The following is a 24,781-nucleotide window of genomic DNA, read 5'->3' on the forward strand; positions in this document are numbered from 1 at the left end:
GCCTGCTGACTCTATGCGAATGCGCCTTATGTTACTGGGCGGCGGAAATGCCCTTGGGCAGGCGCTGATTCGCCTCGGTGCAGAGGAAGACATCGGTTTCCTCGCCCCCCGCCCGCCCGAAGACGGCTGGGATGCCGCGAGCCTGACCCAATTGCTCGACGACACCCGTCCCGATGCATTGATCAACCTTGCCTACTATTTCGACTGGTTCCAGGCCGAGGCCGTCAGCGAAAGCCGTCTGGCCGGGCAGGAACGCGCGATCGAGCGACTGGCCGAACTGTGCCAGCACCACAACATCGTGCTGGTGCAGCCGTCCAGTTATCGGGTGTTCGACGGTTCCCGCGCCACCGCCTATAGCGAAAAGGACGAACCGGTGCCGTTGGGCCTGCGCGGTCAGGCCCTGTGGCGGATCGAGCAAAGCGTACGCGCCACCTGCCCGCAACACGTGCTGCTGCGCTTCGGCTGGCTGCTCGACGACAGCCCGGAAGGCACCCTCGGGCGCTTCCTGGCCCGTGCCGAACAGCCGGAAGAATTGCTGCTGGCCGACGACCGCCGTGGCAATCCGACCCCGGTCGACGATGCGGCGCGGGTGATCATCTCGGTGCTCAAACAACTCGATTGCGCCGCGCCGCTGTGGGGCACTTACCATTACGCCGGCCACGAGGCGACCACACCGCTGGCGCTGGGCCAGGCGATTCTCACCGAAGCGCGCGGCCTGCACCCGCTGGCCATCGAAGCGCCGACCGCCCAGGCCCACGCCGCGCGGCCGGATGCCGCCGAAGAGCCGCAACACGCGGTGCTCGCCTGCAAGAAAATTCTGCACACCTTCGGGATCAAGCCGCGCGCCTGGCGTGCCGCGCTCCCGGGCTTACTGGATAGGTTTTATCGTCATGGCTGAAGGCCCTGTTCTCATCACCGGCGGCGCCGGTTTCATCGGTTCGCACCTGACTGACGCGCTGCTTGCCAAGGGCCATTCGGTTCGGATCCTCGATGACCTGTCGACCGGCAAGCGCAGCAATCTGCCGCTGGATAATCCCAGGGTCGAACTGATCGTCGGCGATGTGGCCGACGCCGCATTGGTCGCGCAAGCGATGCAGGGTTGCAGCGCTGTCGCCCATCTGGCCGCGGTGGCTTCGGTGCAGGCGTCGGTGGACGATCCGGTGAAAACCCACCAGAGCAATTTCATCGGCACGCTGAACGTCTGCGAAGCCATGCGCGAGGCTGGCGTCAAACGTGTGCTGTACGCCTCCAGCGCAGCCGTCTACGGCAACAATGGCGAAGGCGAGTCGATTGACGAAGACACGCCCAAGGCGCCGCTGACGCCTTATGCGTCGGACAAACTGGCCGGCGAGCAGTACTTCGATTTCTATCGCCGCCAGCACGGTCTGGAACCGGCGATCTTTCGCTTCTTCAACATTTTCGGCCCGCGTCAGGATCCGTCCTCGCCGTACTCCGGGGTGATCAGCATCTTCAGCGAACGCGCGCAGAAAGGCCTGCCGATCACTGTGTTCGGCGATGGCGAGCAGACCCGGGATTTCATGTACGTCGAAGATCTGGTCGATGTGCTGGTGCAGGCGATCGAAAAGCCGCAAGTGGACGTCGGTGCGGTGAACGTCGGCTGGAATCAGGCGACCAACCTCAAGCAGATGCTGGCCGCGCTCGAAGCGGTGGTCGGCGAGTTGCCGCCCGTCAGCTACGGTCCGGCGCGCTCCGGTGACATCCGTCATTCGCGGGCGAACAACAGTCGGTTGCTTGAGCGATTCAAGTGCCCGACGCCAACACCGATGAACGTCGGGCTGGCCCGTCTGCTCGGCCGCTGAGCTTCTCGCAGACATGAAAAAGGCGCCTTTTGACAGGCGCCTTTTTCACGGCCGGAATTCGGGTTTAACGCCGGTTTCCTGTAGCGAGGGAGCTTGCTCCCCGGTCGATTGCGTAATATCGCCGTCAGTTCTGAGCCTGCCCGCCACCAAGCCTCATTCACCACCACGTGAACGTTCTTTGATTGCTGCTTAGAACTTGTAGCCCAGACCGACCATGTACACAAATGGATCGACGTCGACATTCACTTTTGCGCGAGTGCCCGGCGCCACGGCGTTGTTCTCGACGGTGGCGCGGGTGTCGATGTCGATGTAGCGCACCTGGGCGTTGAGCATGATGTTGTCGGTCAGCATGTAGTCGGCGCCGACCTGCCAGGCCAGGCCCCAGGAGTTTTTCGCCTTGAAGTTGCTGAAGCCGTTGGACTGGGCTTCGCTGCCGACGTGCTCGTCGTAGATCCAGGTGTAGTTGATGCCGCCGCCGATGTACGGCTGGAAGGCCGACTTCGCGTCCAGCGGGTAGTAGACGACGCTCAGGGTCGGCGGCAGGTGTTTCAGGGTGCCGAGTTTGCCGTTGGCGGCTGGCAGGGCAGTGCCCTTGAGCTTCACGTCATGTTCGAACGGGGACGCGGCCAACAGCTCGATACCGATGTTGTTGGTCAGCATGTAAGCGAAGTTCAGACCCAGTTGGGTGTCGCTGCTCATGGTCGCCTTGCCGCCCAGGTTGGTGCCGCTCAGCGGACCCTGATCGACCTTGACGCTGGAGCTGTCGGCCTTCGGGTTGACGGTGATCGCACCGGCACGAACGATGATGTCGCCGGCTTCGTGGGCGTGGGCGAGCGGGGCTGCGAGCGCGAGGGCAAACAGCGAGGCGCTGAGCAAGGACTTGTTCATGGAAGCTCCCAAAGGACGTTAAAAATGTTTGATGTCCTATGGTACGAATCCGTCTGATACGGTCTTTTGACTCAGCTCAATGAAACAGTGATGGGCGGTTTTTTTGTGGAACCTTTGCTCGCAAAGCCGATGGAGCGGGCTATAACTGACTGCCGGAGTTACTCCGGCAGCTCGTACACATAAATCTTGTCTGCTTCCATCTGATATCCGGCGTCGGCCAGTTCGCTGGTGGACTGCTTGACCTGCAACGGCCCCTCCACCCAGTACGGCTGATACAGCTCGTCGAGCTTCACGCCGAGTTCGCTTTTCACGTGCACGATCTGGTTCGACGGCGGTGGCGGCACGTGGATGCAGGCGCCGAAATACGGCACCAACAGGAAGTCCGTGGTGCGGCCTTCTTCGCTGACTTCCAGCGGCACGATGTAACCCGGCAGACGAATGTTCTGGCCGTCGAGGCTTTGCACCACGGGGGCGTTGGGCATGTCCTGCTTGGCTGCCGGCGCCGATTCGGCCGACAGCGCATCGCTCATCTTCGACAGGTCATGCAGCGGCGTCATGTTCGGCACTTCCGGCGCCGCGTCCGGCGGGATCATCTCCGACCAGGTCAGATCTTTCGGCGCCGCCGCCCACACGGGCAGGGCGACCAGCAACAGCAGCGCAAGCACGGCGCGGGGCATGGTGAACATCCTCATAATCGGATCGACAGGCCATCGGCCAATGATTGGCGATACGCGCGCCAGGCCGGCACGCTGCCCATCAGCAGCGCGGCAGCCAGAATGCCACCGAGCAGCGTCCATTCATACTCGCTTGGCCAGGCCAGCGGCAGATACAGCCCGTAATTGGCCTGCACATAACCCTGAGCAGCGGCGATGCCGAGGTACAGCAACGCCAGCCCGGCGATCACCCCGGTCAGCGCCAGAGCAAAGGCTTCCAGCACCAAAAGACTTGCGATATGCCACGGTCGCGCGCCCACCGAACGCAGGATCGCCATCTCGCGGCGGCGTTCGTTGAGGCTGGTGAGAATCGCCGTGAGCATGCCGATCAATCCGGTCAGCACCACGAACAGCGAGACCACGAACAGCGCTTTTTCGGCGGTGCTCATCAGGCTCCACAACTCCTGCAAGGCCACGCCCGGCAGGATCGCCAGCATCGGCTCGCCACGGAATTCGTTGATCTCCCGTTGCAACGCGAAAGTCGAAATCTTGCTGTTGAGGCCGAGCATGAACGCGGTGATCGCTTGCGGCGTCAGGTCCATGTTGCGCGCCTGATCGGCGCTGATCCGGCCGTTGCCACGGGCCGGCACACCGTTGTGCCAGTCGATGTGGATCGCCTCCATACCGCCGAGGCTGATGTGCAGCGTGCGGTCCACCGGGGTGCCGGTGCGCTTGAGAATCCCGACCACGGTGAACGGCTTGTCGTCGTGCTTGACCAGACTGATCGCCGCCACACCGTGGGCCAGCACCAGTTGGTCGCCGAGCTTGTAGTGCAGCGCCTCGGCCACTTCGGCACCGAGCACCACTTCGAACGGATCGGTGGCGAAGGCGCGGCCGTCCGCCAGTTCCAGATGTTGCTGGCGACCGTACTGGTAATGCTCGAAATAGGCTTCGGTGGTGCCCATCACCCGGTAGCCGCGATGGGAATCGCCGAGTGACATCGGGATCGCCCACTTCACCTTCGGGTTGCTGGCGAAGTGTTCGAAGCTGTCCCAGCGAATGTTGTTGGTGGCGTTGCCGATGCGAAACACCGAATACAGCAACAGGTTCACCGAGCCCGAGCGGGCGCCGACGATCAGGTCGGTGCCGCTGATGGTGCTGGCGAAACTGGCCTTGGCTTCGGTGCGCACCCGCTCAACCGCCAGCAGCAGGCAGACGGAAAGCGCGATGGCGAAAGCGGTGAGCAGGGCGGTAAAGCGGCGGTTGGCGAGGCTGGCCATGGCCAGACGGAACAGATACATCTCAGACCTCGGCAGACGTGGCGGCGCGATTGAGTTCGGCCAGGGACAGGTGACGGTCGAACAGCGGCGCCAGGCTCTGGTCGTGGCTGACGAACAACAGGCTCGAGCCGGCTTCGCGGCATTCGGCGAACAGCAGGCGAATGAAGTTTTCCCGGGCGTCGTAATCCAGTGCCGAGGTCGGTTCGTCGGCGATCACCAGTTCTGGCTGACCGATCAACGCACGGGCCGCGGCGACCCGCTGTTGCTGACCGATCGACAGCGAATCGGCGCGGCGACTCAGGATACTTTCGTCCTTCAGACCCAGGTGGGCAAGCAGGGTGGCGGCGGCCTGATCTACGCTGCCGTGACGCTGTTTTGCACGCTCGGCACGCAGCTTCGAGAAGTGGCACGGCAGTTCGACGTTCTCGCGCACCGAGAGAAACGGCAGCAGGTTGAACTGCTGGAAAATGTAGCCGGTGTGATCGACGCGAAAACGATCACGGGCGCCGGCACCCAGGTCGGTCAGTTCCTGGCCGAGCAGGCGAATGCTGCCGCGGCCGGGTTTCTGCACCCCGCCGAGCAGGCCGAGCAGGGTGGTCTTGCCGCTGCCGCTGGGGCCCTTGAGGAACAGGGTTTCGCCGGCCTCCAGGCGAAACGCCGGGATGTCCAGCAGCGGCGGGTGGCCGGGCCAGTTGAAGCCCAGGTCGGACAGTTCGATGAGTGCTTGGGTCATGGCGCCGTTTCGTGTCAGAACTTCAGGGCGGCGGCCTTGGCCGTCACTTCCGTGCCTTGCTGGCCGCTCGGGCTGATCAGTTGTACCTGAATTTTCTGGGTGGCCGGGAAGGTGTTGAACAGGTTCGCCAGATCCAGGGTTTTCAACGCACCCGGCGCCGCACAGCTGAACTGGTAGTGGGCGTGGATTTCGCTGTGGTCGTGATGGTGCTCGTGACCGTCCTTGCCGGCTTCCTCTTCGTCATGGTCGTCGGCATCCGGCTTGTCGCCGAACAGCGGGCTTTCCAGTTCCTGGCTGGTGACTTTGCAACCGGCGGCGGCCGGCAGGCTGAACAGCGCCAGCGGTTTTTCCAGCTGCGCACGCGCGGCTGCGACCTTGGCCTTGTCGGCATCGCTGGTGGCGACGTGCTCAAAACCGACGAGGTTCATCGCCGGGCTTTCCAGCTCCAGTTCCAGAGTCTGGCCGTCGAGGGCGGCGTTCAGGCGTCCGACGCCATGTTCGTGGGCACCGAGGCTGCCGTGCTCATGGTCGTGATCATGCTCATCGGCGGCATGGGCGATGGCCAGCGGCAACAGGGCAAACGGCAAAGCGAGCAGCAGACGACGCATGGCGGTCTCCGGGAAGTAAAGTGAAGAGTTTGTTATGTAATCTTATAACGAAAGTGCGCAGAGTTTGCCCGCCCGCTTGGCGTTACACAAGTCCCATGGGAGCATGCAGGTCAGAAATGTGCGGGAGCGAAGCTTATGTTGCGGATACGCGGAACCGTCGGCGAATTGCCGGTGGATTTGACCCTGGAACTGGATGAAAGCGACTGGGCGCGGCTCGGTGCGCAGTTTGGCGTGCAGGTGCAGACGGCCCAGCCGCAGGCAGCAGCGGCGGCGCCTGTGGCGAAACCGGTGAATCAGGATGACGCGTTGTGGCAGGTCGCCAGGGATCTGTTGCGCAAGGCCGGACAACTCAGCGGGCCGGAATTGCTGGATCAGCTCGAAGGGCTGACCGGCAGCGCGGCAGCGGGCAAGCGCTTGCTGGTGCGCCTGCGTCATTCATCCGATGTGAAAGTGCTGAGCGGCGGGGATACGCCGCTCTACAGCTGGATCGAGTAGGCGCTTAGTACAGCGCCGCAAACACCTTGCGCCGGTAAGCGGTCACCAGCGGGTGATCGTTGCCCAGCAGTTCGAACACTTGCAGCAAGGTCTTGTGTGGCAGGCCTTCGCCGTAGCTGCGGTTGCGGATGAACAGCTTGAGCAGGGCGTCCAGCGCCGCTTCGTATTGTTGACGGGCCAGTTGCTGGATCGCCAGTTGATACACCGCTTCATCGTCCTGCGGGTTTTGCGCCAGACGGCTCTTCAGGTCGGCGGCGTCCGGCAGGTCGCGGGCCAGACCAAGGAACTTGATCTGCGCCTTGGCACCGGCCAGTGCAGCCTTGTGCTCGTCGCTCTTGACCGCGTCGAGCACGGTTTGCGCTTCGCCCAGCTCGCCGCGTTCGGTCAGGCAGCGAGCGTAGAGGATCAGCGCCTTGGCGTTGGTGTTGTCTTCGCCCAGCAGCGTAACCAGTGTCGCTTCAGCGTCGGCGTAACGGCCTTCGTCAAACAGTGCCTGAGCCTGTTCGAACGGATCGGCGGCGGACGGCACCGGCATCTGCACATGCGGTTCAAGCAGGGCGCGCACGGCGGATTCCGGTTGCGCACCGGCAAAGCCGTCCACCGGTTGACCGTCCTTGAACAGCACCACGGTTGGCAGGCTGCGGATGCCGAAGCGCGCGACGATGTCCTGCTCGATATCGCAATTGACCTTGGCCAGCAGCAACTCGCCCTGATAGCTCTCGGCGATGCCTTGCAGCATCGGCATCAGCGCCTTGCACGGCGCACACCATTCGGCCCAGAAATCCACCAGCACCGGTTTTTGAAAGGAAGCCTCGATCACCGACTGGTCGAAGTCGGCCGTCGTGGCGTCGAAGATGTACGGCGTTTGCTGACTCATGGGGTATCTCGTAAAAGCGTGAATGGGGCAACTATACGGTCAGGCGCGGGCCGCATGGTAGAGGCTGACATGGCGAAACTCTTCGGGCTCGGCCAGATCAGGCAAGGTCATGGCTTCGAGCATTTCGATGCGCCGGTACAACGGATGACGGAAATCCCGAACCCGCGAATCCGCCACCAGCGCTTCGCGGCCACGGCTCAGGAAGGCATCGAGCAGCGGCAGGTTTTCCCGATCGTAAAGAACGTCGGCCACCAGGATCAGATCGAAGCGATCCGCCTCGGCGAAGAAATCCGTGGAATAGCTCATCTGCACATCATTGAGTTCGGCATTCGCCCGACAGGCGGCAATCGCCAGCGGGTCGAGGTCGCAGGCCACCACCTCCAGCGCTCCGGCTTTCACCGCCGCGATGCCGGCAATCCCGGAACCGGCGCCGAAATCCAGCACCCGCTTGCCTCGCACCCACTCGGGAAACTCCGCCAGATAACGCGCCACCGCCAGACCGCTGGCCCAGCAGAAACTCCAGTACGGCGGCTCATGCAGGATTCGTTGGGTTTCTTCCTGGCTGAATTCGCGCGCCATGTTGTCGCCGTCGATCAGCCACAGCTGCAAATCGGTGTCCGGCAACGCACAGGCTTTCAGTCGGGCGTCGCCGAGCAATTCGCCCAGCGACTGTTGCAGGTCTAACGGTGCATTCATGGTGCTTTTACAAATTGCAGCTGGCCCAGCGCCTGGGTGGTCGGCTGAGTGATGGTCTGCGACGGCAGGTGCAGGATCAGCTGGCCGGACTGGCTGGCGCGGCCGCGCAGTTCAACCCGCGCCCCGGCCGGAAAAGCCTCGGGGTTGAAGCGCAAGTGGAACGGCAGAATCTGGTTGTTGCCGATCAGGCTGGAACTGGCGAGCAATTGTTGCGGGCGATCTTTTGCGTCGATCACCAGCAGCGCCAGTTCGACTTCGGCACCGGCCGGCACGCCTTGCAGGGTGCCGCTCAGTTCGCGCTGATAGGCCGGCAGCGGGCCGAGGTCGGCGGCTTCGCGGGCTTTTTTCTGCGCCTGTTGCGGCGCCGGGCCCGGCGTGGGCGGCTGAGGCTTGGGCGCATCGCTGCCACAGGCCACCAGCAGGCTGAAAACACTGAGCAAAACGAGCGGTCGTAGGGACATTGGCGGCTCCAGCAAAATGAAATCCATGGATCAAACGATCATGGCAGTCTGTATACCGCAAAGCCTATGGCTTGTCTTGCCACCGGGATGCGCTACCATGGCCCTCCCTTTTTTTGTTGCCAGCCACCATGCACTGTCCCTTCTGCGGTGCCAACGACACCAAGGTCATCGACTCGCGTCTGGTCGCCGAGGGCGAACAGGTGCGCCGCCGGCGTGAATGCCTGGCCTGCGGCGAACGTTTCACGACGTTCGAGACGGCCGAACTGGTGTTGCCGCGCCTGATCAAAACCGACGGCAGCCGCCAACCGTTCGACGAAGAAAAACTCCGCGCCGGCATGCAGCGCGCCCTGGAGAAACGTCCGGTGAGCGTCGAGCGCCTCGAATCCTCGCTGGTCCATATCAAGCACAAGCTGCGCGCCACCGGCGAGCGCGAGGTCAAGTCCCTCGTGGTCGGCGAACTGGTGATGGCCGAGCTGCAAAAGCTCGATGAAGTCGCCTACATCCGTTTCGCTTCCGTGTACCGCCGCTTCCAGGACCTCAACGAGTTCCGCGAAGAGATCGACCGCCTGGCCCGCGAACCGGTGAAAGAATGACCACCGCCGCCGAGCAGGCCATCCTCGACGCCCACTTCATGGCCCGGGCCCTGGAATTGGCGCGCAAGGGGCATTACACGACGCACCCCAATCCACGGGTTGGCTGCGTGATCGTGCGTGACGGGCAGATTGTCGGCGAAGGCTGGCATGAACGTGCCGGCGAACCTCATGCCGAAGTCCACGCCCTGCGCGCCGCCGGTGAACTGGCCCGGGGCGCCACGGCTTACGTGACCCTCGAACCTTGCAGCCACCACGGTCGTACGCCGCCGTGCGCCGATGCGCTGGTGAATGCCGGTGTTGGCCGGGTGGTCGCGGCGATGCGTGATCCGAATCCACAAGTCGCCGGGCGCGGTCTGCAGCGTCTGGCCGATGCCGGCATCGCCACCGAAAGCGGTGTGCTGGAGGCCGAAGCCCGCAAGCTCAATCAAGGTTTTCTGAAGCGCATGGAACACGGCTTGCCGTTCGTGCGGGTCAAGCTGGCCATGAGCCTTGACGGTCGCACGGCGATGGAAAGCGGCGAGAGCCAATGGATCACCGGCCCTGCCGCGCGTGCGGCGGTGCAGCGTCTGCGCGCTCAGGCCAGCGTGGTGCTGACCGGCGCCGACACGGTGCTGGCCGACGGTGCTCGCCTGACCGTTCGCGGCGAAGAGCTGGGGCTGGATGCCGAACAAACCGCGCTGGCCCTGAGCCGTCCGCCGCTGCGGGTGTTGATCGATGGTCGTCTGCGAGTGCCGCTGGATGCGCCGTTCTTCAAGGCCGGCCCGGCGCTGGTCGCCACCTGCGTGGCCATCGAAGAACAGTACGCCCACGGTCCGGAATGCCTGATCGTGCCGGGCGATGACGGTCAGGTCGATCTGCATCGATTGCTGATCGAACTGGCCAACCGTGGCGTCAATGAAGTGCTGGTCGAGGCCGGTCCTCGACTGGCCGGCGCATTTGCCCAGCTCGGTCTGGTCGACGAGTTCGTGATTTTTATCGCCGGCAAGTTCCTCGGCTCCACGGCGCGTCCGCTTCTGGACTGGCCGCTAGCCTATATGAAGGATGCGCCGGAGCTGAAAATCACTGAAATTCGCGCGGTTGGCGATGACTGGCGAGTCACTGCAATCCCTGTCTCATCGGCGAGCGTATAATTCCCGGCCATCGCGTTAGCGCTGGCTTCGTTCTCAAGGAGAACCCCATGTTTACCGGCATCATCGAATCCATCGGCAGTATCCGCGCACTGACCCCAAAGGGCGGTGATGTGCGGGTGCATGTCGAAACCGGCAAGCTCGACCTGAGCGACGTCAAACTCGGCGACAGCATCGCGGTCAACGGCGTGTGCCTGACCGCGGTTGAACTGCCGGGCAACGGCTTCGCCGCCGACGTCAGTCGCGAAACCCTCGACTGCACCGCCATGAATGACCTGAAAAGCGGCAGCCCGGTCAACCTGGAAAAAGCCCTGACCCCGACCACCCGTCTCGGCGGCCATCTGGTCAGCGGTCACGTCGACGGTGTCGGCGAAGTGGTTTCGCGCAGCGACAATGCCCGCGCCGTGGAATTTCGCATCCGCGCGCCGAATGAGCTGGCGAAGTACATCGCCCACAAAGGCTCGATCACCGTCGACGGCACCAGCCTGACCGTGAACGCGGTCGATGGCGCTGAATTCCTGCTGACGATCATTCCGCACACCCTGAGCGAAACCATCATGGCGTCGTACAAGCCAGGTCGTCGGGTGAACCTGGAAGTCGACCTGCTGGCGCGTTATCTCGAGCGTCTGCTGTTGGGCGACAAGGCTGCAGAGCCAACGTCCGGTGGCATCACTGAAAGCTTTCTGGCCGCCAACGGCTACCTCAAATCCTGACTGAAGGGGGTGCCTTGTGGCGCTCAATAGCATCGAAGAACTGGTTGAAGACATCCGCCAAGGCAAGATGGTCATCCTCATGGATGACGAAGACCGCGAGAACGAAGGCGACCTGATCATGGCCGCCGAATGCTGCAAGGCCGAGCACATCAACTTCATGGCCAAGCACGCCCGTGGCCTGATCTGCATGCCGATGAGCCGCGAGCGCTGCGAAACCCTGAAGCTGCCGCTGATGGCGCCACGCAACGGTTCCGGTTTCGGCACCAAGTTCACCGTCTCGATCGAAGCCGCCGAAGGCGTGACCACCGGCATCTCCGCCGCTGACCGCGCACGCACCGTGCAAGCGGCCGCCGCGAAGGACGCGAAAGCCGAAGACATCGTCAGCCCGGGCCACATCTTCCCGCTGATGGCCCAGGCCGGTGGCACCCTGGCCCGCGCCGGTCACACCGAAGCTGCCTGCGACCTCGCGCGCATGGCCGGATTTGAGCCAAGCGGCGTGATCTGCGAAGTGATGAACGATGACGGCACCATGTCCCGTCGCGCCGAACTGGAAGCTTTCGCCGCTGAACACAACATCAAGATCGGCACCATCGCCGACCTGATTCACTACCGGATGATCCACGAACGTACCGTTCAGCGGATTGCCGAGCAGCCGCTGGACAGCGAACTGGGCCAATTCAACCTGGTGACCTATCGTGATTCCGTGGAAGGCGACGTGCACATGGCACTGACCCTGGGCACCGTTTGCGCCGAAGAACCGACCCTGGTTCGGGTGCACAACATGGACCCGCTGCGCGACCTGCTGATGGTCAAACAACCGGGCCGCTGGAGCCTGCGCGCCGCCATGGCTGCGGTCGCCGAGGCCGGCAGCGGTGTGGTGCTGTTGCTCGGTCACCCACTGGATGGCGACGTGCTGCTGGCGCACATCCGCGAAACCGGCGATCAGGCGGCGGTGAAAAAACCGACCACCTACAGCATCGTCGGTGCCGGTTCGCAGATCCTGCGTGACCTCGGCGTGCGCAAAATGCGCTTGATGTCTGCGCCGATGAAGTTCAATGCGATATCCGGTTTCGATCTGGAAGTTGTAGAATACGTGCCCTCCGAATAATGACCGGTTGTTTCCGGCTCCGAATTCGCGGCAAATAAATCACTGAGGGACGCGAAACAGACGCGTCCCGGCTCTTTAAGAGATCTGACGAATGACCCTGAAGACCATCGAAGGTACCTTCATCGCCCCTAAAGGCCGCTACGCTTTGGTAGTGGGCCGCTTCAACAGCTTCGTGGTTGAAAGCCTGGTCAGCGGTGCAGTTGATGCCCTGGTTCGCCACGGCGTGAGCGAAAGCGACATCACCATCATCCGCGCACCTGGCGCCTTCGAAATCCCGCTGGTTGCGCAGAAAGTCGCCCAGAAAGGCGAGTTCGCAGCAATCATCGCCCTGGGCGCGGTCATTCGTGGCGGTACTCCGCACTTCGAATACGTGGCTGGCGAGTGCACCAAGGGCCTGGCCCAGGTGTCCATGGAGTTCGGCGTACCGGTCGCTTTCGGCGTCCTGACCGTTGATTCCATCGAGCAAGCCATCGAACGTTCCGGCACCAAGGCCGGCAACAAAGGTGCTGAAGCTGCCCTGTCCGCTCTGGAAATGGTCAGCCTGCTGGCGCAGTTGGAGGCCAAGTGATTAGCGACGAAAGCGATCGTTTCAACCCGCGCGATCCGAAACCTGCGGATGCCGGCAAGCCATCGAAAAGCGCCAAGCGCCGCGAAGCCCGTCAGCTCGCGACCCAGGCCCTGTATCAGTGGCACATGGCTCGGCAGTCGTTGAACGAGATCGAAGCGCAGTTCCGGGTCGATAACGATTTCACCGATGTCGACGGTGCTTACTTCCGCGAAATCCTGCACGGGGTTCCGCAGTTCAAGACCGAAATCGACAACGCGCTCACGCCTTGCCTGGACCTGGCGATCGAAGAGCTGGACCCGGTTGAACTGGCAGTTCTGCGCCTGTCCACCTGGGAACTGCTCAAGCGCGTCGACGTGCCGTACCGCGTTGTGATCAACGAAGGTATCGAGCTGGCCAAGGTGTTCGGTTCGACCGACGGCCACAAGTTCGTCAACGGCGTGCTCGACAAGCTGGCTCCGCGCCTGCGTGAAGCTGAAGTGAAGGCGTTCAAGCGCTGATTGGCGCTTGAACACTTTTTTCAGCCATGGGCGAGTTTGAGCTGATCCGCAATTTCTTCGCCGCCGCGCCTTGTGCGCAGGGCGGCGAAGGCGTTGCACTGGGGATCGGCGATGACTGCGCCTTGCTGGCGGTTCCTTCCGGGGAACAGCTGGCGGTTTCCACCGATACGCTGGTGGCCGGCGTGCATTTCGCCGATCCCTGCGATCCGTTTCTGCTCGGTCAGCGCTCGCTGGCCGTGGCGGTCAGCGACCTCGCTGCCATGGGCGCCATGCCCGTCGCCTTTACCCTTGCCCTGACTCTGCCGACGGTGACTGCCGATTGGCTGCAAGCCTATGCCCGCGGCTTGAACCGCATGGCGCAGGGCTGCAGCGTGGCACTGGTTGGCGGCGATACGACGCGCGGGCCGTTGAGCCTGACCGTCACCGTGTTCGGCCGCGTCCCGGCCGGCAAAGCGCTGACCCGCAGCGGCGCACAACCGGGCGATCTGCTGTGTGTCGGCGGTGAGCTAGGCAATGCCGCCGGGGCCTTGCCGCTGGTGCTGGGTCAGCGTGACGCCGAGCCTCACATCGCCCAGCCGCTGCTCGATCATTACTGGTCGCCGCAACCGCAACTCGCCCTCGGTCAGGCCCTGCGTGGCAAGGCCACCTCGGCGCTGGACATCTCCGATGGCCTGCTCGCCGATTGCGGTCACATCGCACTGGCTTCGAAGGTTAGCCTCGAAGTCGAGCGCGAGCGTGTTCCGCTGTCGGATGCGCTGGTGGCGTTTCTCGGTCAGCGCGGTGCCGAACGTGCGGCGTTGAGCGGCGGCGATGATTACGTGCTGGCTTTCACCTTGCCGTCCGTCGAGTTGCCGGCGCTGCTCGCCGATGGCTGGCCGATCCATGTGATCGGCCGCGTGACGCAGGGTCAGGGCGTGGTGCTGCTGGATCGCGACGGGCACGACATCACCCCGCAAATCCGGGGTTATCAACATTTTCAGGAGTCACCGTGACAGATCACCCGAAACAGGTTCCGGCCGAATTCGTTCCGCCGTCGGTCTGGCGCAATCCCTGGCATTTTCTCGCGTTCGGCTTCGGCTCGGGCACCTTGCCCAAGGCGCCGGGCACCTGGGGCTCGTTAGTTGCGCTACCCTTTATCCCGTTGTGGCAGATGCTGCCCGACTGGGGTTACTGGCTGATGCTCGGAATCACCATGCTGTTCGGCTTCTGGCTGTGCGGCAAAGTGGCCGACGATCTGCGGGTGCACGACCACGAAGGCATCGTCTGGGACGAAATGGTCGGGATGTGGATCACCCTGTGGCTGGTGCCGGAAGGCTGGTACTGGTTGCTCGCCGGGTTCCTGGTGTTCCGCTTCTTCGACATTCTCAAGCCGTGGCCGATCCGCTGGATCGACCGGCATGTTCACGGCGGCGTCGGCATCATGCTCGACGACGTGCTGGCCGGCGTGTTCGCCTGGCTGGCGATGCAGGGACTGGTGTGGATTTTCGCCTGATTTCCAGGCGTGGATGAGGGACACAGGGATGACTCGACGCTGGTTGGCGATAGTGGTTTTGACCTTGCTTGGCGCCATGGCCCAGGCACAGGACGCAGCGCCGTCGGTCATTCACCTGGCCAGCGAAGAGTGGGAAGACTACACCGCCGCTGACGGTCATGGCCTGGGCTGGGATGTGTTGCGCAAAGTGTTCGAGCCGGCCGGCGTGACCCTGGATATTCGCACTGTGCCCTACACCCGCTCGGTGGGTTTGGTGCAGTTGAAGGAAGCCGACGCACTGGTCGGCTCCTATCGCGGTGAAGCCGAGCAGGTGCTGTACCCGAAATGGAATTTCGATTCCGACCACATCTACGCGCTCGGTCTGGCCAGCAATCCTTCGCCGACCCAGGCGACGCTGGGCAAATACCGACTGGCCTGGGTGCGCGGCTATCGCTACGAAACCTACCTGCCGAACGTCAAACGCTTCAACCAGATCGAGCGCCGCACCGGCATCCTGTCGATGCTCAAGCAGGGGCGGGCGGATTACTACATTGATGCGTTGACGGAAATCGAGGCGGTGGTGAGAAACGCCGCCGATCCGTCGCAGTACCGTTATTCACATCTGGCGGAATTGCCGCTGTACCTCGGTTTCGCCGACACTCCGCAAGCCCGCGCACTGATGTCGATCTACGACCAGCGCATGGAGCAACTGGTGAAAAGCGGCGAGTTGAAGCCGATCTTCGAGCGCTGGAAGCAACCGTATCCCTTCGAATGAACGCGATAAGGGCGAGCCTGTTATCAAACTTTTTGATCGTTATGGCCGATAATTCAGCCTAAGCGCCTGCGGGAACCTGCTGTTACAATGCCGCCCAGCGAATCTTCAGACTTTTCAGATCAGGAGCACACCGGTGCCTGTCGTTTTTGTCGCCGCTTCCAAGCTGCCAACGCCTTTTGCGCAATTCACCATGCACGGTTTTCTCGATGAAGCCACCGGCCGCGAGCACGTTGTGCTGAGCCTGGGTGAGATTGCCGACGGTGCCCCGGTACTCGGCCGTCTGCACTCCGAATGCCTGACCGGCGATGCCTTGTTCAGCCAGCGTTGCGACTGCGGTTCGCAACTCGAAGGCGCCCTCAAGGCCATCGCTCGTGAAGGCCGTGGCGTGTTGCTGTACCTGCGTCAGGAAGGGCGCGGTATCGGTCTTTTGAACAAGATCCGTGCCTACGAATTGCAGGATGGCGGCGCCGACACCGTTGAAGCCAACGAGCGTCTGGGCTTTGCCGCCGACCAGCGTGACTACGCCATGTGCCTGCCGATGCTCGAGCATCTGGGCGTCAAATCCCTGCGCCTGATGACCAACAACCCGCGCAAGGTCAAAGCCTTGACCGACATGGGTATCGTCGTCGCCGAGCGCGTGCCGCTGCACACCGGCCACAACCCGCACAACAAACTCTATCTGGCGACCAAGGCCAGCAAGCTCGACCACATGATGGGCAACGAGCATCAGGGCGAGGTAGACCGGGCGTGACCCGCGGGCAAGTGCGGCGCCGTCTGTCGATCGCCTGGTGGAAATACCTGGCGCTGGCACTGGTGCCGCTGTTCGTGATCAACGCTGTGTTCGGCCAGGGCGAGGCAATTCTGCCGGTGCTGGCAATGCCTTTCTTTATCGCTGGCGTGGCCTCGATGTTTGTCAGCTTGAAGTTTTTCGGGCGCTACAAACATGCGCTGATCGCCACGCAAAAAGCCCTCGATACCCCTGAAGAACCCGCTGCCTGGATCGCCCTGGCGGCCTGCCTTCGCAGCGCGTTCGTCGTCGCGGCGCTGCCGGCATGGATTGGCGCGCTGGCGGTATTTGTCGGCCTTGAAGCGGTGCCGCTGATCTTGCTGGCGCTGTCCACGGCGGTGCTGTTCTACCTCTACCGTATCCCGCGTCAACTCGCTTGATGCGTCGTCTCTGGCTGGCGGTTCTGCTGCTGGCCGTCAGCGGTGAAACGCTGGCCGCCCTGCGTGTGGTCAGCCTCGCGCCATCCCTGTCTGAAATCGTGGTTGAACTGGATTCGGCGGATCTGCTGGTCGGCGTGCTGGATGCCGGTGAGCGGCCATCTGCGATAAAGGACGTGCCTTCGGTGGGCCGTTACGGCCAGCTCGACATGGAACGGCTGCTCAGCCTCAAACCTGACCTGTTGCTGTTGTGGCCCGGCAGTGTCGGCCCGGCTCAGCGCGATCAGCTCAAACGCCTGAACATCCCTACTTTCGTTGCAGAGCCCCACAGCCTCGAACAGCTGACCGCGCAGATTGAAGCCATCGCGACACAGCTTGGTCGTCCTGAGCGTGGGGTCGCGCGGGCCAGCGAGTTGCGGCAAAACCTCGATAAGCTGCGCCAGCGCTACCACCGTGAATCGCCGTTGCGGGTGTTCTACCAGGTCTGGGACAAGCCTCTGTACACCGTCGGCGGCGGGCAGATCATCAGCGATGCGCTTGAAGTGTGCGGCGCGCGCAATGTGTTCGGCGACCTGAGCCTGCCGGCGCCGCAGGTGAGCATCGAAGCGGTTTTACAGCGTGATCCCGAAGTGATTCTGGCCGGCGATCAGCCGCAACTGGATGCGTGGAACGCCTGGCCACAAGTGGCAGCGGTGAAGCATCGGCAATTGCTGCTGGTGACCGATAAAGGTCTGGAGCGCCCCAGCGGGCAGATGATCGAGGCGACCGCAAAGCTCTGCCAGCTGATTGCGCCAGATCGTTAGAGCTGCGGCGTCCAGGTCACCCCGAACATGAACGCCCGACCTTCTTCGCGATAGCCATACTGACTGCCGTCATGGCTGTACAGCGCACGGCTGTAACCCTTGTCCAGCAGGTTATCGACCTTGAAATCCAGTTTGATCTCGCGGTTCAGCGCCCAGCTGCTGCGCAGTCCGAGCAGTGCATAACCACCCAGTGGTTGCTGATTGTTCAGATCGTCATAACTGCTGCTGACGGCCTGCCAACTGGCGCCGAGGCCAAGGCGATCGAACTGTCGATCCAGATCCCAGCTCAAGGTGCGACGGGCACGACGTGCCAGGGTGTGGCCGGTGTCGCGGTCGCGGGGATCGATGATCGCCACGCCGAGGTTGCTCTGCCAGCCGAACAGCTCCTGTTTCAGCGCTGCTTCGAAACCGTTGATTCGCGCCGAGGCGACGTTTTCCGGGCGTGAGTTGCTGCCGAAGATGATCGCGTCTTCCAGATCGGTCCGGTACAGCGAGGCTTCGAGGCGAGTGCTGTCGCTCAACTGGCTGCGCCACTGCAGCTCGTAGCTTTTCGAGGTTTCCGGTTTCAGGTCGGGGTTGCTGAAATCCGGGTAATACAGATCGTTGAAGGTCGGCGCGCGAAAGCCTTCGCTGTAGCTGAGCAGCAGATCGTTGTCCGGGTTAACCGGCAATGTCAGCGTGCCGCTCCAACTGTTCTGGCCGCCGAATTGCTGGTTGTCGTCACGACGCAGACCCAGTTCGGTGGAGAAGCTGTCGGCCTGGAAGCGATGCTGGATAAAGGCTGCGCGATTCCAGCGGCTGTCTTCGTCGAACGCGGTGCTGCTGTTGACCCGGTCTTCGTACCAGTCGCCGCCAAGGATCAGGCTGTTGCGCGCATCGAGGGTCAGGTCGTTCTGCCAGGTCACCGAATCACGGTAGGTGTTGAACACCGAGCGCTCGTCGCTGAGCTTGTCGAAGGACTTCTCGCGGTTTTCGCTGTGGCCGAGTTCCAGGCGCGACTTCCAGCGCTCGTTGATCCGTGCGTCGATGTAGCTGCTGAAACTGCTGACGGTGAAATCGCTGTACGGTTGCTGCTGCACAGAGTCGAAGGTCACCGGGTCGAAGCGCCCGAACGGGTTGTCGAACTCGCTTTTGCCACGGTTATCCAGCAGGTTGGCGCCGACTTCGATGTCATCGGTCAGCGCGTGGCTGAGGCTCAGGCTGATGGATTTGTTGCGGTAGGCGTCATGATCGCTGTCGCTGGGATACGACTCGTGGGTGCGGTCGAGGCCGGCGGTTTCATCGAGGCTGGCGCCGAGGTTGAAACGTGTTTTCTCATCACCTCCGGACAGACCGACACTGCGCTCCCAGGTCTGGTTGCTGCCGAATCCGACATGCATCCGAGGCTGCAAGCCTTGCTCGCCACCCCGCCGGGTGAAGATTTGGATCACCCCGCCAATCGCATCGCTGCCGTAAATCACCGAACGCGAACCGCGCAAAACTTCGACCCGCTCGATCTGCTCGATGTTGAGGTGTTGCAGGTTGCTGTCGCCGGACGTCGAGTTGCCGATGCGCTGGCCATCGACCAGCACCAGGCTCTGCGCCGATTGCGTGCCGCGAATGTAGATCCCCGGCAGGCTGCCGCGTCCGCCGGTTTGCGCCACTTGTACGCCCGGTACCCGTTGCAGCAGATCAGTGACGCTGCGCGGTTGCAGGCGCTCGATGTCTTCGCGGGTGAACACGGTGTTGGCGGCACTGCTGTCGTTGCGGGCTTCGACCTGACGGTTGGCGCTGATCAGCACGTCCGGCAGCTTCAGGGCCTGATCGCGTTTGAAATTGTCGGCGAGGGCATTGGCGGAGGGCAGCAGCAGGAGGGGCAGGGCGAGGCGCGAGAGGTTCATCGGTATTCCGTTGGTATTTCTGGTGTTTACAAAATTTCTAGCGACACAAAACACTGTGGGAGCGGGCTTGCCCGCGATGGCGTCGGTACATCCAACATCAATGTTGACTGTGCCGACCTCATCGCGGGCAAGCCCGCTCCCACAGGGATGGTGATTACTTGTTGAGCAGAGTCAGGCGCTCACGCACCGCCGCTTCGATCCCCACTTCATCCAGCCCGCACTCGGCCAGCATCTGCGCCGGCTTGGCGTGCTCGACGTAAACGTCCGGCAAGCCCAGGTGCAGCACCGACTTGAGGATGTTCTCGCGGGCGAGGAACTCGCTGACCGCGCCACCGGCGCCGCCCATGATCGCGTTCTCTTCGATGGTCACCAGCAGGTCGTGGCTGTTGGCGATCTCGCGCACCAGCGCTTCGTCCATCGGTTTGACGAAGCGCATGTCGACCACGGTCGCGTCCAGCGTCTCGGCGACTTTCAGGGCTTCGGCCATTTGCACGCCGAACACCAGCAGGGCGACCTTGCTGCCCTGACGCCGGACCACACCCTTGCCGATCTCGATCGGTTCGAGGTCTTTCTCGATGGTCGCATTCGGGCCGGTGCCGCGCGGGTAACGCACCGCCGCCGGGCCGTTGTACAGGTGGCCGGTGGTGAGCATTTTGCGCAATTCGTTTTCATCGCTCGGGGTCATGATGACCATGCCCGGGATGCAGCGCAGGAACGACAGGTCGAAGCTGCCGGCGTGGGTCGGGCCGTCTTCGCCCACCAGACCGGCGCGGTCGATGGCGAACAGCACGTCGAGGTTCTGCACCGCGACGTCATGCACCAACTGGTCGTAGCCGCGCTGCAGGAACGTCGAGTAGATCGCCACCACCGGTTTCGCGCCTTCGCAGGCCATGCCGGCCGCGAGGGTCACGGCGTGTTGCTCGGCAATCGCCACGTCGAAGTAGCGCAGCGGGAAGCGCTCGCTGAACGCCACCAGATCCGAGCCTTCCTTCATCGCCGGGGTGATACCCACCAGACGCGGGTCGGCAGCGGCCATGTCGCACAGCCACTCACCGAACACGCCGGAATACTTCGGCCCGCCGGCCTTCTTCGGCGCAGCGGCCGGGGCGTCCAGCGGTTCGAGTTTGGTGATGGCGTGGTAACCGATCGGGTCGACTTCCGCCGGGGCGAAGCCTTTGCCTTTCTTGGTGACGATGTGCAGGAACTGCGGGCCTTTCAGATCGCGCATGTTGCGCAGGGTGGCGATCAGGGTCGGCAGGTCGTGGCCGTCGATCGGGCCGATGTAGTTCCAGCCCAGTTCTTCGAACAGGGTGCCGGGGACCAGCATGCCTTTTGCGTATTCTTCGGTGCGACGGGCGATTTCCCAGGCGCCGGGCAGGCGCGACAGCACTTTCTTGCTGCCTTCACGCATGCTCGCGTAAGTGCGGCTGGAAAGGATCTTCGCCAGATAGTTCGACAGCCCGCCGACGTTGCGCGAGATCGACATGTCGTTGTCGTTGAGGATCACCAGCATGTTGGCGTCGACTTCCGGCGCGTGGTTCAGCGCCTCGAACGCCATGCCGGCGGTCAGTGCGCCGTCGCCGATCACCGCAATCGCCTTGCGATCGCTGTTCTGCAGGCGGGCGGCGATGGCCATGCCCAGCGCGGCGCTGATCGAGGTGCTGGAGTGACCAACGCCGAAGGTGTCGTACTCGCTCTCGGAGCGGCGCGGGAAGGCGGCGATGCCGTCCTTCTGGCGCAAGGATTCCATGCGCTCGCGACGACCGGTGAGGATCTTGTGCGGATAGGCCTGATGACCGACGTCCCACACCAGCCGGTCGTCCGGGGTGTCGAAGACGTAATGCAACGCGATGGTCAGCTCAATGACGCCCAGGCCGGCACCGAAATGCCCACCGGTCTGGCCGACCGTGTAGAGCAATTCCAGGCGCAACTCATCAGCCAGGGTTTCCAGCTCGGCTTCGCCTAACCGGCGCAGACCGTCCGGCGTGTTCGCGCGGTCGAGCAGGGGCGTGGTCGGGCGCTTGCGGGGAATCTCATGGAACGTCGTGGGCATCAGGCGAATCGTTATAGGTATAAAAGATGCGGCAGTTTACCTGATGCATCGCCCCCTGCCCACGCGTTGGTCTTTTTTGGCTGATTAGCCTTCAGTTACGCCGATCGACGATATACCGGGCCAGATCGCGCAACGGCTCGGCAGCCGCGTCAAACGGTCGCAGCGCGTGCAGGGCCTGATCGCGCAGTTCCAGCGCATAGGCCTTGGCGGCGTCCAGACCGAGCAGCGCCGGGTAGGTCGGCTTGTCGCGGGCAATGTCGGCGCCCTGGCGTTTGCCGAGGGTTTCGGTATCGCTTTCGACGTCGAGGATGTCGTCCTGGACCTGGAATGCCAGACCGATGGCCTGTGCATAAGTCTGCAGGGACTTGAGTTCATCCTTCTCGGCACGGCCGCTGGCCAGGGCGCCGAGCTTGACGCTGACTTCGATCAGCGCGCCGGTCTTGTGCCGGTGCATCTGTTCCAGCGCTTTCTGATCGAGCTTGAGGCCGACCGAACCGAGGTCGATGGCCTGACCGCCGACCATGCCGGCCGGGCCTGCCGCGTGCGCCAGCGCCGTGACCTGTTGCAGGCGGATGTCCGCACTCAGGTCGCTCAGGCGCGGGTCGAGCAGGGCGCTGAACGCCAGGCTCTGCAAGCCGTCGCCGGCCAGAATCGCGCAAGCTTCATCGAATTTCTTGTGAGTGGTCGGCTGGCCGCGACGCAGATCGTCGTCGTCCATCGCCGGCAAATCGTCGTGCACCAGCGAATACGCGTGGATCAGCTCAACCGCACACGCCGCGCCGTTGGCCTGTTCGGCCTTGCCGCCAAGGGCTTCGCACGCCGCGTAAGCCAGCAGCGGACGCACGCGTTTGCCACCGTTCATCACGCTGTAGCGCATGGCTTCATAGAGGCGCGCCAGTTCTGGCAGCGGGGCGTTGAACAGGGTTTCCAGTGCCGCGTTGACCCGCGCCTGGCTGGTGGCCGAATACGCTGCAATCATTCTGGCTGATCCGCGTCGAAGGGTTCCTCGGCGAGTTCGCCATCGCGCTCCAGCAACACCTGGACCTTCTGCTCGGCCTGGGCCAGCGCCGCCTGGCAGTCACGGGTCAGGCCGATGCCCTGCTCGAAAGCGGTCAGCGAGTCTTCCAGCGACAATTCACCGTTCTCCAGACGCTCCACCAGCATTTGCAGGTCGGCGAGGGACTGTTCGAAATCCAGTGCAGCTTTTTTGCGGGCCATGGCGGCTATTTCCGGTTGACGTTAAACCGGCGCGACACTAGCAGATAGGGGGGGTATGGGCAAATGAGCGGGGCTTGGATCACTCCGCGGATTTGCCAGGAAAACTGATCTGATAGCGCGTGCTGCGCCCACCGCCGGGCAGGCGTTCGAGACAACCCTTTTCCAGCAGCTCCGCGAGATGTCGGGTCGCCGTCGCCTTGGATACTTTCGCCACGGCCTGATACTGCGCCGCACTGATACCTTGCTCGAAACCACGTTCACCACCGTCGAGCAAGCGGTTGAGCACTTTGATCTGCTCCACCGAAAGCTCGGATTCCCGGTGCGTTTGCCAGAAGCGTGACTTGCCCAGTACGCCTTCAATCCGCGCGATGGCCTGTTGCAGGCTGCGCAGCAGGGTTTGCAGGAACCATGCGAGCCAGTCGGTGATGTCCAGCGTGGCTTTCTGGCTGGATTCGAGAATCCGGTAATAGCCCGCACGATCATCGAGAATGCTGGCGGACATCGCATAAAAACGAATGGCCTGCGCTTCGCCCTGAGCCAGTGCCAGATCGGTGAGAGTGCGGGTAAGACGGCCGTTGCCGTCATCGAACGGGTGCAAGGTGACGAACCAGAAATGTGCGATGCCTGCTCGCAGTAAAGGATCGAGGCCTGCCTGATGCTGACTGGCGTCGAACCACTTGAGAAAACTGTCCAGTTGTCGTTCAAGCCCCTGTCGCGGTGGGGCTTCGAAGTGCACGGTCGGGCGGTCGATTCGCCCGGAAACCACCTGCATTGGCTCATCGCCGCGTAGAGCGCCGACATTGATCGCGCGCGCGAAGAATCCGTTTTCCTGTTCTGGAAACAGCCACGAATGCCATTCCAGCAAACGCTCCAGCGTCAGCGGTTCGGCGAAGCGCCGGGTCGCATCAAGCATGAGCTGCGCCAGCCCCTCGCTGCGTTGACTGACTTTGTCACCATCGGGTAATTCCAGCCCCAGGCGCCGTGCCAGCGAAGATCGCACGGATCCGACATTCAACTGCTCACCCTCGATGGCCGAGGAGGTCACGATGTTTTGCAGCAAAGCGTCCAGCTCTGTCTGCGCGCTCAGTGAATGGCTCACCGATCCCGCCATGCCCATCAATTGACCTTGTGCCTGAACACACTCGCGCAACAACGGTGCCAGGCGTTCCGCCTGCCAGTTGAAGTCGGGCCAATCAGGTTGCTGCCAGATCCAGTGAGTTGCCATGAAATGCCGTTCCTGAGTGCGTGAGCCGAATAGAAACGCTATTCGGCTCATTTCGTGAGCCGAATATGACGCCTATTCGGCTCACCGTCCACCGGTCGCCGTGATTCCCACCGCAAAACCACATGTATCCGATTGTTAAAAAACTGCCGAATCGCTAACCTTCGCGCCTTCTACGACCCGACAGTCACGGGTCTTTCAGACGAAACGCAGTATCGCCCACTGTGAAGCGCCGAGGATCGGGTGCAAGGTTTCGTTCAGGCATGGCAGGAGGCATCACATGCGTTCACTTCTTTTGCTGCTGATCGGCCTGGCCTGCGTGTCGGCGCTGTCGGCTGCACCGAGTGCCGAGATGTCGGAGCCGGTGGGCGGCTGGCGCTATCACGGTCTGCTCGATCGCACGGAAAACCCGCAAGTCGCCTATCCCACGCCGCCCATCGATCGCGGCATCCAGCGCAATCGCACGATGATCGAGGGCCAGCTCAAGGCCATCGGACATCTGCGTCCGCCCCACAGCCTGGCGGTGAATGGCAATCCACTGAATCTGTACACCGACGACCAGGGCCGTTTCGCCCGACCGTATGCGTTTGGCGCCGGTTCCAACAGCGTCGAGGTGATCAGCGCCGACGGCCAGTCGCTCAAGCGCGTTCAATTCTACGAAGCCAACAACCTGCGCACGCCGGCGCGGATCCGCGTGGTGCTCGGTTGGGACGACCCTAAAGCCGAACTTGACCTGCACGTCATTACCCCTGACGGCCAGCACGCCTTCTGGGCGCGTCCGGCGATGAGCAATGGCGGCGGCCTCGATCCGGACGGCGTCGATGGCCCCGGCCCGGAAATGTTCACCATGACTGCGCCGCTGCACGGCACCTATCTGGTTTACGTCAACTATTGGGGCAACTTCGGTAACGGCGGCTATAACTTCGAGGAGACCAGCAACCAGAACGAGGTCATCACCTCGCAAATCACGCTGGTACTCAACGAAAACACCGTCGACGAAAAACGCGAAACGTTCATCGTGCCCCTGCGGGCCATCGGTGATCTGCTGCTGGTCAAGACTTTCAACTATTAAGCATCC

Annotated in this window: 29 protein-coding genes; 16 read left to right on the forward strand and 13 right to left on the reverse strand. The window is 62.7% G+C overall.

The window, feature by feature from the left end:
• Positions 1-13: 13 nt before the first annotated feature.
• Together AC1RT4_RS25905 and AC1RT4_RS25910 are read left to right on the forward strand one after the other, a co-directional pair.
• Positions 14-898 carry a sugar nucleotide-binding protein gene (locus tag AC1RT4_RS25905; RefSeq protein ID WP_045121788.1) on the forward strand — a complete coding sequence of 295 codons (885 nt, stop codon included), beginning with the start codon at positions 14-16 and terminating at the stop codon, positions 896-898.
• A complete protein-coding gene (locus AC1RT4_RS25910; protein WP_064599748.1) occupies positions 891-1,820 on the forward strand; it encodes an NAD-dependent epimerase/dehydratase family protein in 930 nt (309 codons plus the stop codon). Before AC1RT4_RS25905 ends, AC1RT4_RS25910 begins: the two co-directional genes overlap by 8 nt.
• Before the next feature lie 189 nt (positions 1,821-2,009).
• On the opposite strand, the gene AC1RT4_RS25915 is transcribed toward AC1RT4_RS25910, so the two are convergent.
• The 5 genes from AC1RT4_RS25915 to AC1RT4_RS25935 form a co-directional block, all read right to left on the reverse strand.
• Entirely contained in the window at positions 2,010-2,708 is a 699-nt protein-coding gene (locus tag AC1RT4_RS25915) for an OmpW/AlkL family protein (protein WP_007955593.1), read from the reverse strand.
• A 158-nt stretch (positions 2,709-2,866) separates the two neighbouring features.
• On the reverse strand, positions 2,867-3,385 hold the full coding sequence (locus AC1RT4_RS25920) for a DUF3299 domain-containing protein (RefSeq protein ID WP_064384123.1): 519 nt from the start codon (positions 3,383-3,385) through the stop codon (positions 2,867-2,869).
• Between the two features lie 11 nt (positions 3,386-3,396).
• Positions 3,397-4,662 carry an ABC transporter permease gene (locus tag AC1RT4_RS25925; RefSeq protein ID WP_443578939.1) on the reverse strand — a complete coding sequence of 422 codons (1,266 nt, stop codon included), beginning with the start codon at positions 4,660-4,662 and terminating at the stop codon, positions 3,397-3,399.
• A gap of 1 nt (position 4,663) precedes the next feature.
• Complete coding sequence (locus tag AC1RT4_RS25930) at positions 4,664-5,374, reverse strand: ABC transporter ATP-binding protein (RefSeq protein WP_011336144.1); 711 nt, start codon at positions 5,372-5,374, stop codon at positions 4,664-4,666.
• A 14-nt stretch (positions 5,375-5,388) separates the two neighbouring features.
• Positions 5,389-5,982 (reverse strand): DUF2796 domain-containing protein, encoded by a 594-nt coding sequence (locus tag AC1RT4_RS25935; protein WP_007955585.1) that lies wholly within the window; start codon positions 5,980-5,982, stop codon positions 5,389-5,391.
• Between the two features lie 135 nt (positions 5,983-6,117).
• Here AC1RT4_RS25935 and AC1RT4_RS25940 point away from each other — a divergent pair, with 135 nt between their 5' ends.
• Entirely contained in the window at positions 6,118-6,477 is a 360-nt protein-coding gene (locus tag AC1RT4_RS25940; protein ID WP_492620790.1) for a hypothetical protein, read from the forward strand.
• Between the two features lie 4 nt (positions 6,478-6,481).
• On the opposite strand, the gene trxA is transcribed toward AC1RT4_RS25940, so the two are convergent.
• The 3 genes from trxA to AC1RT4_RS25955 are packed head-to-tail and all read right to left on the reverse strand — an operon-like array spanning position 6,482 to position 8,511.
• A complete protein-coding gene (gene trxA, locus AC1RT4_RS25945) occupies positions 6,482-7,354 on the reverse strand; it encodes a thioredoxin (protein WP_493088870.1) in 873 nt (290 codons plus the stop codon).
• A 39-nt stretch (positions 7,355-7,393) separates the two neighbouring features.
• On the reverse strand, positions 7,394-8,050 hold the full coding sequence (locus AC1RT4_RS25950) for a class I SAM-dependent methyltransferase (protein ID WP_085747612.1): 657 nt from the start codon (positions 8,048-8,050) through the stop codon (positions 7,394-7,396).
• On the reverse strand, positions 8,047-8,511 hold the full coding sequence (locus tag AC1RT4_RS25955; RefSeq protein WP_273897666.1) for a YbaY family lipoprotein: 465 nt from the start codon (positions 8,509-8,511) through the stop codon (positions 8,047-8,049). The genes AC1RT4_RS25950 and AC1RT4_RS25955 overlap by 4 nt, the downstream gene beginning before the upstream one ends.
• Before the next feature lie 128 nt (positions 8,512-8,639).
• On the opposite strand from AC1RT4_RS25955, the gene nrdR reads away from it, so the two are divergent.
• The 12 genes from nrdR (at position 8,640) to AC1RT4_RS26015 (ending at position 17,330) form a co-directional block, all read left to right on the forward strand.
• Entirely contained in the window at positions 8,640-9,104 is a 465-nt protein-coding gene (gene nrdR, locus AC1RT4_RS25960; RefSeq protein ID WP_003228656.1) for a transcriptional regulator NrdR, read from the forward strand.
• Positions 9,101-10,234 carry a bifunctional diaminohydroxyphosphoribosylaminopyrimidine deaminase/5-amino-6-(5-phosphoribosylamino)uracil reductase RibD gene (gene ribD, locus AC1RT4_RS25965; RefSeq protein ID WP_493088873.1) on the forward strand — a complete coding sequence of 378 codons (1,134 nt, stop codon included), beginning with the start codon at positions 9,101-9,103 and terminating at the stop codon, positions 10,232-10,234. The genes nrdR and ribD overlap by 4 nt, the downstream gene beginning before the upstream one ends.
• Positions 10,235-10,281: 47 nt before the next feature.
• Complete coding sequence (locus AC1RT4_RS25970) at positions 10,282-10,944, forward strand: riboflavin synthase (protein ID WP_493088875.1); 663 nt, start codon at positions 10,282-10,284, stop codon at positions 10,942-10,944.
• A 16-nt stretch (positions 10,945-10,960) separates the two neighbouring features.
• Positions 10,961-12,052, forward strand: coding sequence for a bifunctional 3,4-dihydroxy-2-butanone-4-phosphate synthase/GTP cyclohydrolase II (gene ribBA / locus AC1RT4_RS25975; protein ID WP_065259547.1), 1,092 nt, complete (start codon positions 10,961-10,963; stop codon positions 12,050-12,052).
• Positions 12,053-12,143: 91 nt separating this feature from the next.
• The gene (ribH, locus tag AC1RT4_RS25980; protein ID WP_003228649.1) at positions 12,144-12,620 is read left to right on the forward strand and encodes a 6,7-dimethyl-8-ribityllumazine synthase; all 477 of its coding nucleotides are present in this window, start codon (positions 12,144-12,146) and stop codon (positions 12,618-12,620) included.
• Positions 12,617-13,117, forward strand: a complete 501-nt coding sequence (gene nusB, locus AC1RT4_RS25985; RefSeq protein WP_007955566.1) for a transcription antitermination factor NusB — start codon at positions 12,617-12,619, stop codon at positions 13,115-13,117. Before ribH ends, nusB begins: the two co-directional genes overlap by 4 nt.
• 26 nt (positions 13,118-13,143) lie before the next feature.
• Positions 13,144-14,109 (forward strand): thiamine-phosphate kinase, encoded by a 966-nt coding sequence (gene thiL, locus AC1RT4_RS25990; protein WP_493088877.1) that lies wholly within the window; start codon positions 13,144-13,146, stop codon positions 14,107-14,109.
• Complete coding sequence (locus AC1RT4_RS25995; protein ID WP_007910933.1) at positions 14,106-14,609, forward strand: phosphatidylglycerophosphatase A family protein; 504 nt, start codon at positions 14,106-14,108, stop codon at positions 14,607-14,609. The genes thiL and AC1RT4_RS25995 overlap by 4 nt, the downstream gene beginning before the upstream one ends.
• 28 nt (positions 14,610-14,637) lie before the next feature.
• Positions 14,638-15,363, forward strand: a complete 726-nt coding sequence (locus tag AC1RT4_RS26000) for a substrate-binding periplasmic protein (protein ID WP_493088880.1) — start codon at positions 14,638-14,640, stop codon at positions 15,361-15,363.
• A gap of 133 nt (positions 15,364-15,496) precedes the next feature.
• Complete coding sequence (gene ribA, locus AC1RT4_RS26005; protein ID WP_007955551.1) at positions 15,497-16,114, forward strand: GTP cyclohydrolase II; 618 nt, start codon at positions 15,497-15,499, stop codon at positions 16,112-16,114.
• On the forward strand, positions 16,111-16,530 hold the full coding sequence (locus AC1RT4_RS26010; protein ID WP_493088881.1) for an MFS transporter: 420 nt from the start codon (positions 16,111-16,113) through the stop codon (positions 16,528-16,530). The genes ribA and AC1RT4_RS26010 overlap by 4 nt, the downstream gene beginning before the upstream one ends.
• A complete protein-coding gene (locus AC1RT4_RS26015) occupies positions 16,530-17,330 on the forward strand; it encodes a cobalamin-binding protein (RefSeq protein WP_493088882.1) in 801 nt (266 codons plus the stop codon). Before AC1RT4_RS26010 ends, AC1RT4_RS26015 begins: the two co-directional genes overlap by 1 nt.
• Here the strand turns inward: AC1RT4_RS26015 and AC1RT4_RS26020 are convergent.
• The 5 genes from AC1RT4_RS26020 to AC1RT4_RS26040 form a co-directional block, all read right to left on the reverse strand.
• The gene (locus AC1RT4_RS26020) at positions 17,327-19,210 is read right to left on the reverse strand and encodes a TonB-dependent receptor domain-containing protein (protein ID WP_493088883.1); all 1,884 of its coding nucleotides are present in this window, start codon (positions 19,208-19,210) and stop codon (positions 17,327-17,329) included. The genes AC1RT4_RS26015 and AC1RT4_RS26020 overlap by 4 nt on opposite strands.
• A gap of 154 nt (positions 19,211-19,364) precedes the next feature.
• Positions 19,365-21,263, reverse strand: a complete 1,899-nt coding sequence (gene dxs, locus AC1RT4_RS26025; RefSeq protein ID WP_102716664.1) for a 1-deoxy-D-xylulose-5-phosphate synthase — start codon at positions 21,261-21,263, stop codon at positions 19,365-19,367.
• Positions 21,264-21,354: 91 nt separating this feature from the next.
• Positions 21,355-22,242, reverse strand: a complete 888-nt coding sequence (gene ispA, locus AC1RT4_RS26030) for a (2E,6E)-farnesyl diphosphate synthase (RefSeq protein WP_064599720.1) — start codon at positions 22,240-22,242, stop codon at positions 21,355-21,357.
• On the reverse strand, positions 22,239-22,481 hold the full coding sequence (locus AC1RT4_RS26035; RefSeq protein WP_493088884.1) for an exodeoxyribonuclease VII small subunit: 243 nt from the start codon (positions 22,479-22,481) through the stop codon (positions 22,239-22,241). The genes ispA and AC1RT4_RS26035 overlap by 4 nt, the downstream gene beginning before the upstream one ends.
• A gap of 79 nt (positions 22,482-22,560) precedes the next feature.
• Positions 22,561-23,706, reverse strand: coding sequence for a Fic family protein (locus tag AC1RT4_RS26040; RefSeq protein ID WP_493088885.1), 1,146 nt, complete (start codon positions 23,704-23,706; stop codon positions 22,561-22,563).
• 277 nt (positions 23,707-23,983) lie between these two features.
• On the opposite strand from AC1RT4_RS26040, the gene AC1RT4_RS26045 reads away from it, so the two are divergent.
• Entirely contained in the window at positions 23,984-24,775 is a 792-nt protein-coding gene (locus tag AC1RT4_RS26045) for a YfaP family protein (protein WP_493088887.1), read from the forward strand.
• Positions 24,776-24,781: the final 6 nt, after the last annotated feature.

Source organism: Pseudomonas sp. GW821-FHT11D10, assembly GCF_058808435.1.

Bases quoted from the DNA above. Each gene is read 5' to 3' on its own strand.
- AC1RT4_RS25905 (WP_045121788.1), top strand. From the start codon at position 14: ATGCGAATGCGCCTTATGTTACTGGGCGGCGGAAATGCCCTTGGGCAG.
- AC1RT4_RS25910 (WP_064599748.1), top strand. From the start codon at position 891: ATGGCTGAAGGCCCTGTTCTCATCACCGGCGGCGCCGGTTTCATCGGT.
- AC1RT4_RS25915 (WP_007955593.1), bottom strand. From the start codon at position 2,708: ATGAACAAGTCCTTGCTCAGCGCCTCGCTGTTTGCCCTCGCGCTCGCA.
- AC1RT4_RS25920 (WP_064384123.1), bottom strand. From the start codon at position 3,385: ATGCCCCGCGCCGTGCTTGCGCTGCTGTTGCTGGTCGCCCTGCCCGTG.
- AC1RT4_RS25925 (WP_443578939.1), bottom strand. From the start codon at position 4,662: ATGTATCTGTTCCGTCTGGCCATGGCCAGCCTCGCCAACCGCCGCTTT.
- AC1RT4_RS25930 (WP_011336144.1), bottom strand. From the start codon at position 5,374: ATGACCCAAGCACTCATCGAACTGTCCGACCTGGGCTTCAACTGGCCC.
- AC1RT4_RS25935 (WP_007955585.1), bottom strand. From the start codon at position 5,982: ATGCGTCGTCTGCTGCTCGCTTTGCCGTTTGCCCTGTTGCCGCTGGCC.
- AC1RT4_RS25940 (WP_492620790.1), top strand. From the start codon at position 6,118: ATGTTGCGGATACGCGGAACCGTCGGCGAATTGCCGGTGGATTTGACC.
- trxA (WP_493088870.1), bottom strand. From the start codon at position 7,354: ATGAGTCAGCAAACGCCGTACATCTTCGACGCCACGACGGCCGACTTC.
- AC1RT4_RS25950 (WP_085747612.1), bottom strand. From the start codon at position 8,050: ATGAATGCACCGTTAGACCTGCAACAGTCGCTGGGCGAATTGCTCGGC.
- AC1RT4_RS25955 (WP_273897666.1), bottom strand. From the start codon at position 8,511: ATGTCCCTACGACCGCTCGTTTTGCTCAGTGTTTTCAGCCTGCTGGTG.
- nrdR (WP_003228656.1), top strand. From the start codon at position 8,640: ATGCACTGTCCCTTCTGCGGTGCCAACGACACCAAGGTCATCGACTCG.
- ribD (WP_493088873.1), top strand. From the start codon at position 9,101: ATGACCACCGCCGCCGAGCAGGCCATCCTCGACGCCCACTTCATGGCC.
- AC1RT4_RS25970 (WP_493088875.1), top strand. From the start codon at position 10,282: ATGTTTACCGGCATCATCGAATCCATCGGCAGTATCCGCGCACTGACC.
- ribH (WP_003228649.1), top strand. From the start codon at position 12,144: ATGACCCTGAAGACCATCGAAGGTACCTTCATCGCCCCTAAAGGCCGC.
- thiL (WP_493088877.1), top strand. From the start codon at position 13,144: ATGGGCGAGTTTGAGCTGATCCGCAATTTCTTCGCCGCCGCGCCTTGT.
- AC1RT4_RS26000 (WP_493088880.1), top strand. From the start codon at position 14,638: ATGACTCGACGCTGGTTGGCGATAGTGGTTTTGACCTTGCTTGGCGCC.
- AC1RT4_RS26015 (WP_493088882.1), top strand. From the start codon at position 16,530: ATGCGTCGTCTCTGGCTGGCGGTTCTGCTGCTGGCCGTCAGCGGTGAA.
- AC1RT4_RS26020 (WP_493088883.1), bottom strand. From the start codon at position 19,210: ATGAACCTCTCGCGCCTCGCCCTGCCCCTCCTGCTGCTGCCCTCCGCC.
- dxs (WP_102716664.1), bottom strand. From the start codon at position 21,263: ATGCCCACGACGTTCCATGAGATTCCCCGCAAGCGCCCGACCACGCCC.
- ispA (WP_064599720.1), bottom strand. From the start codon at position 22,242: ATGATTGCAGCGTATTCGGCCACCAGCCAGGCGCGGGTCAACGCGGCA.
- AC1RT4_RS26035 (WP_493088884.1), bottom strand. From the start codon at position 22,481: ATGGCCCGCAAAAAAGCTGCACTGGATTTCGAACAGTCCCTCGCCGAC.
- AC1RT4_RS26040 (WP_493088885.1), bottom strand. From the start codon at position 23,706: ATGGCAACTCACTGGATCTGGCAGCAACCTGATTGGCCCGACTTCAAC.
- AC1RT4_RS26045 (WP_493088887.1), top strand. From the start codon at position 23,984: ATGCGTTCACTTCTTTTGCTGCTGATCGGCCTGGCCTGCGTGTCGGCG.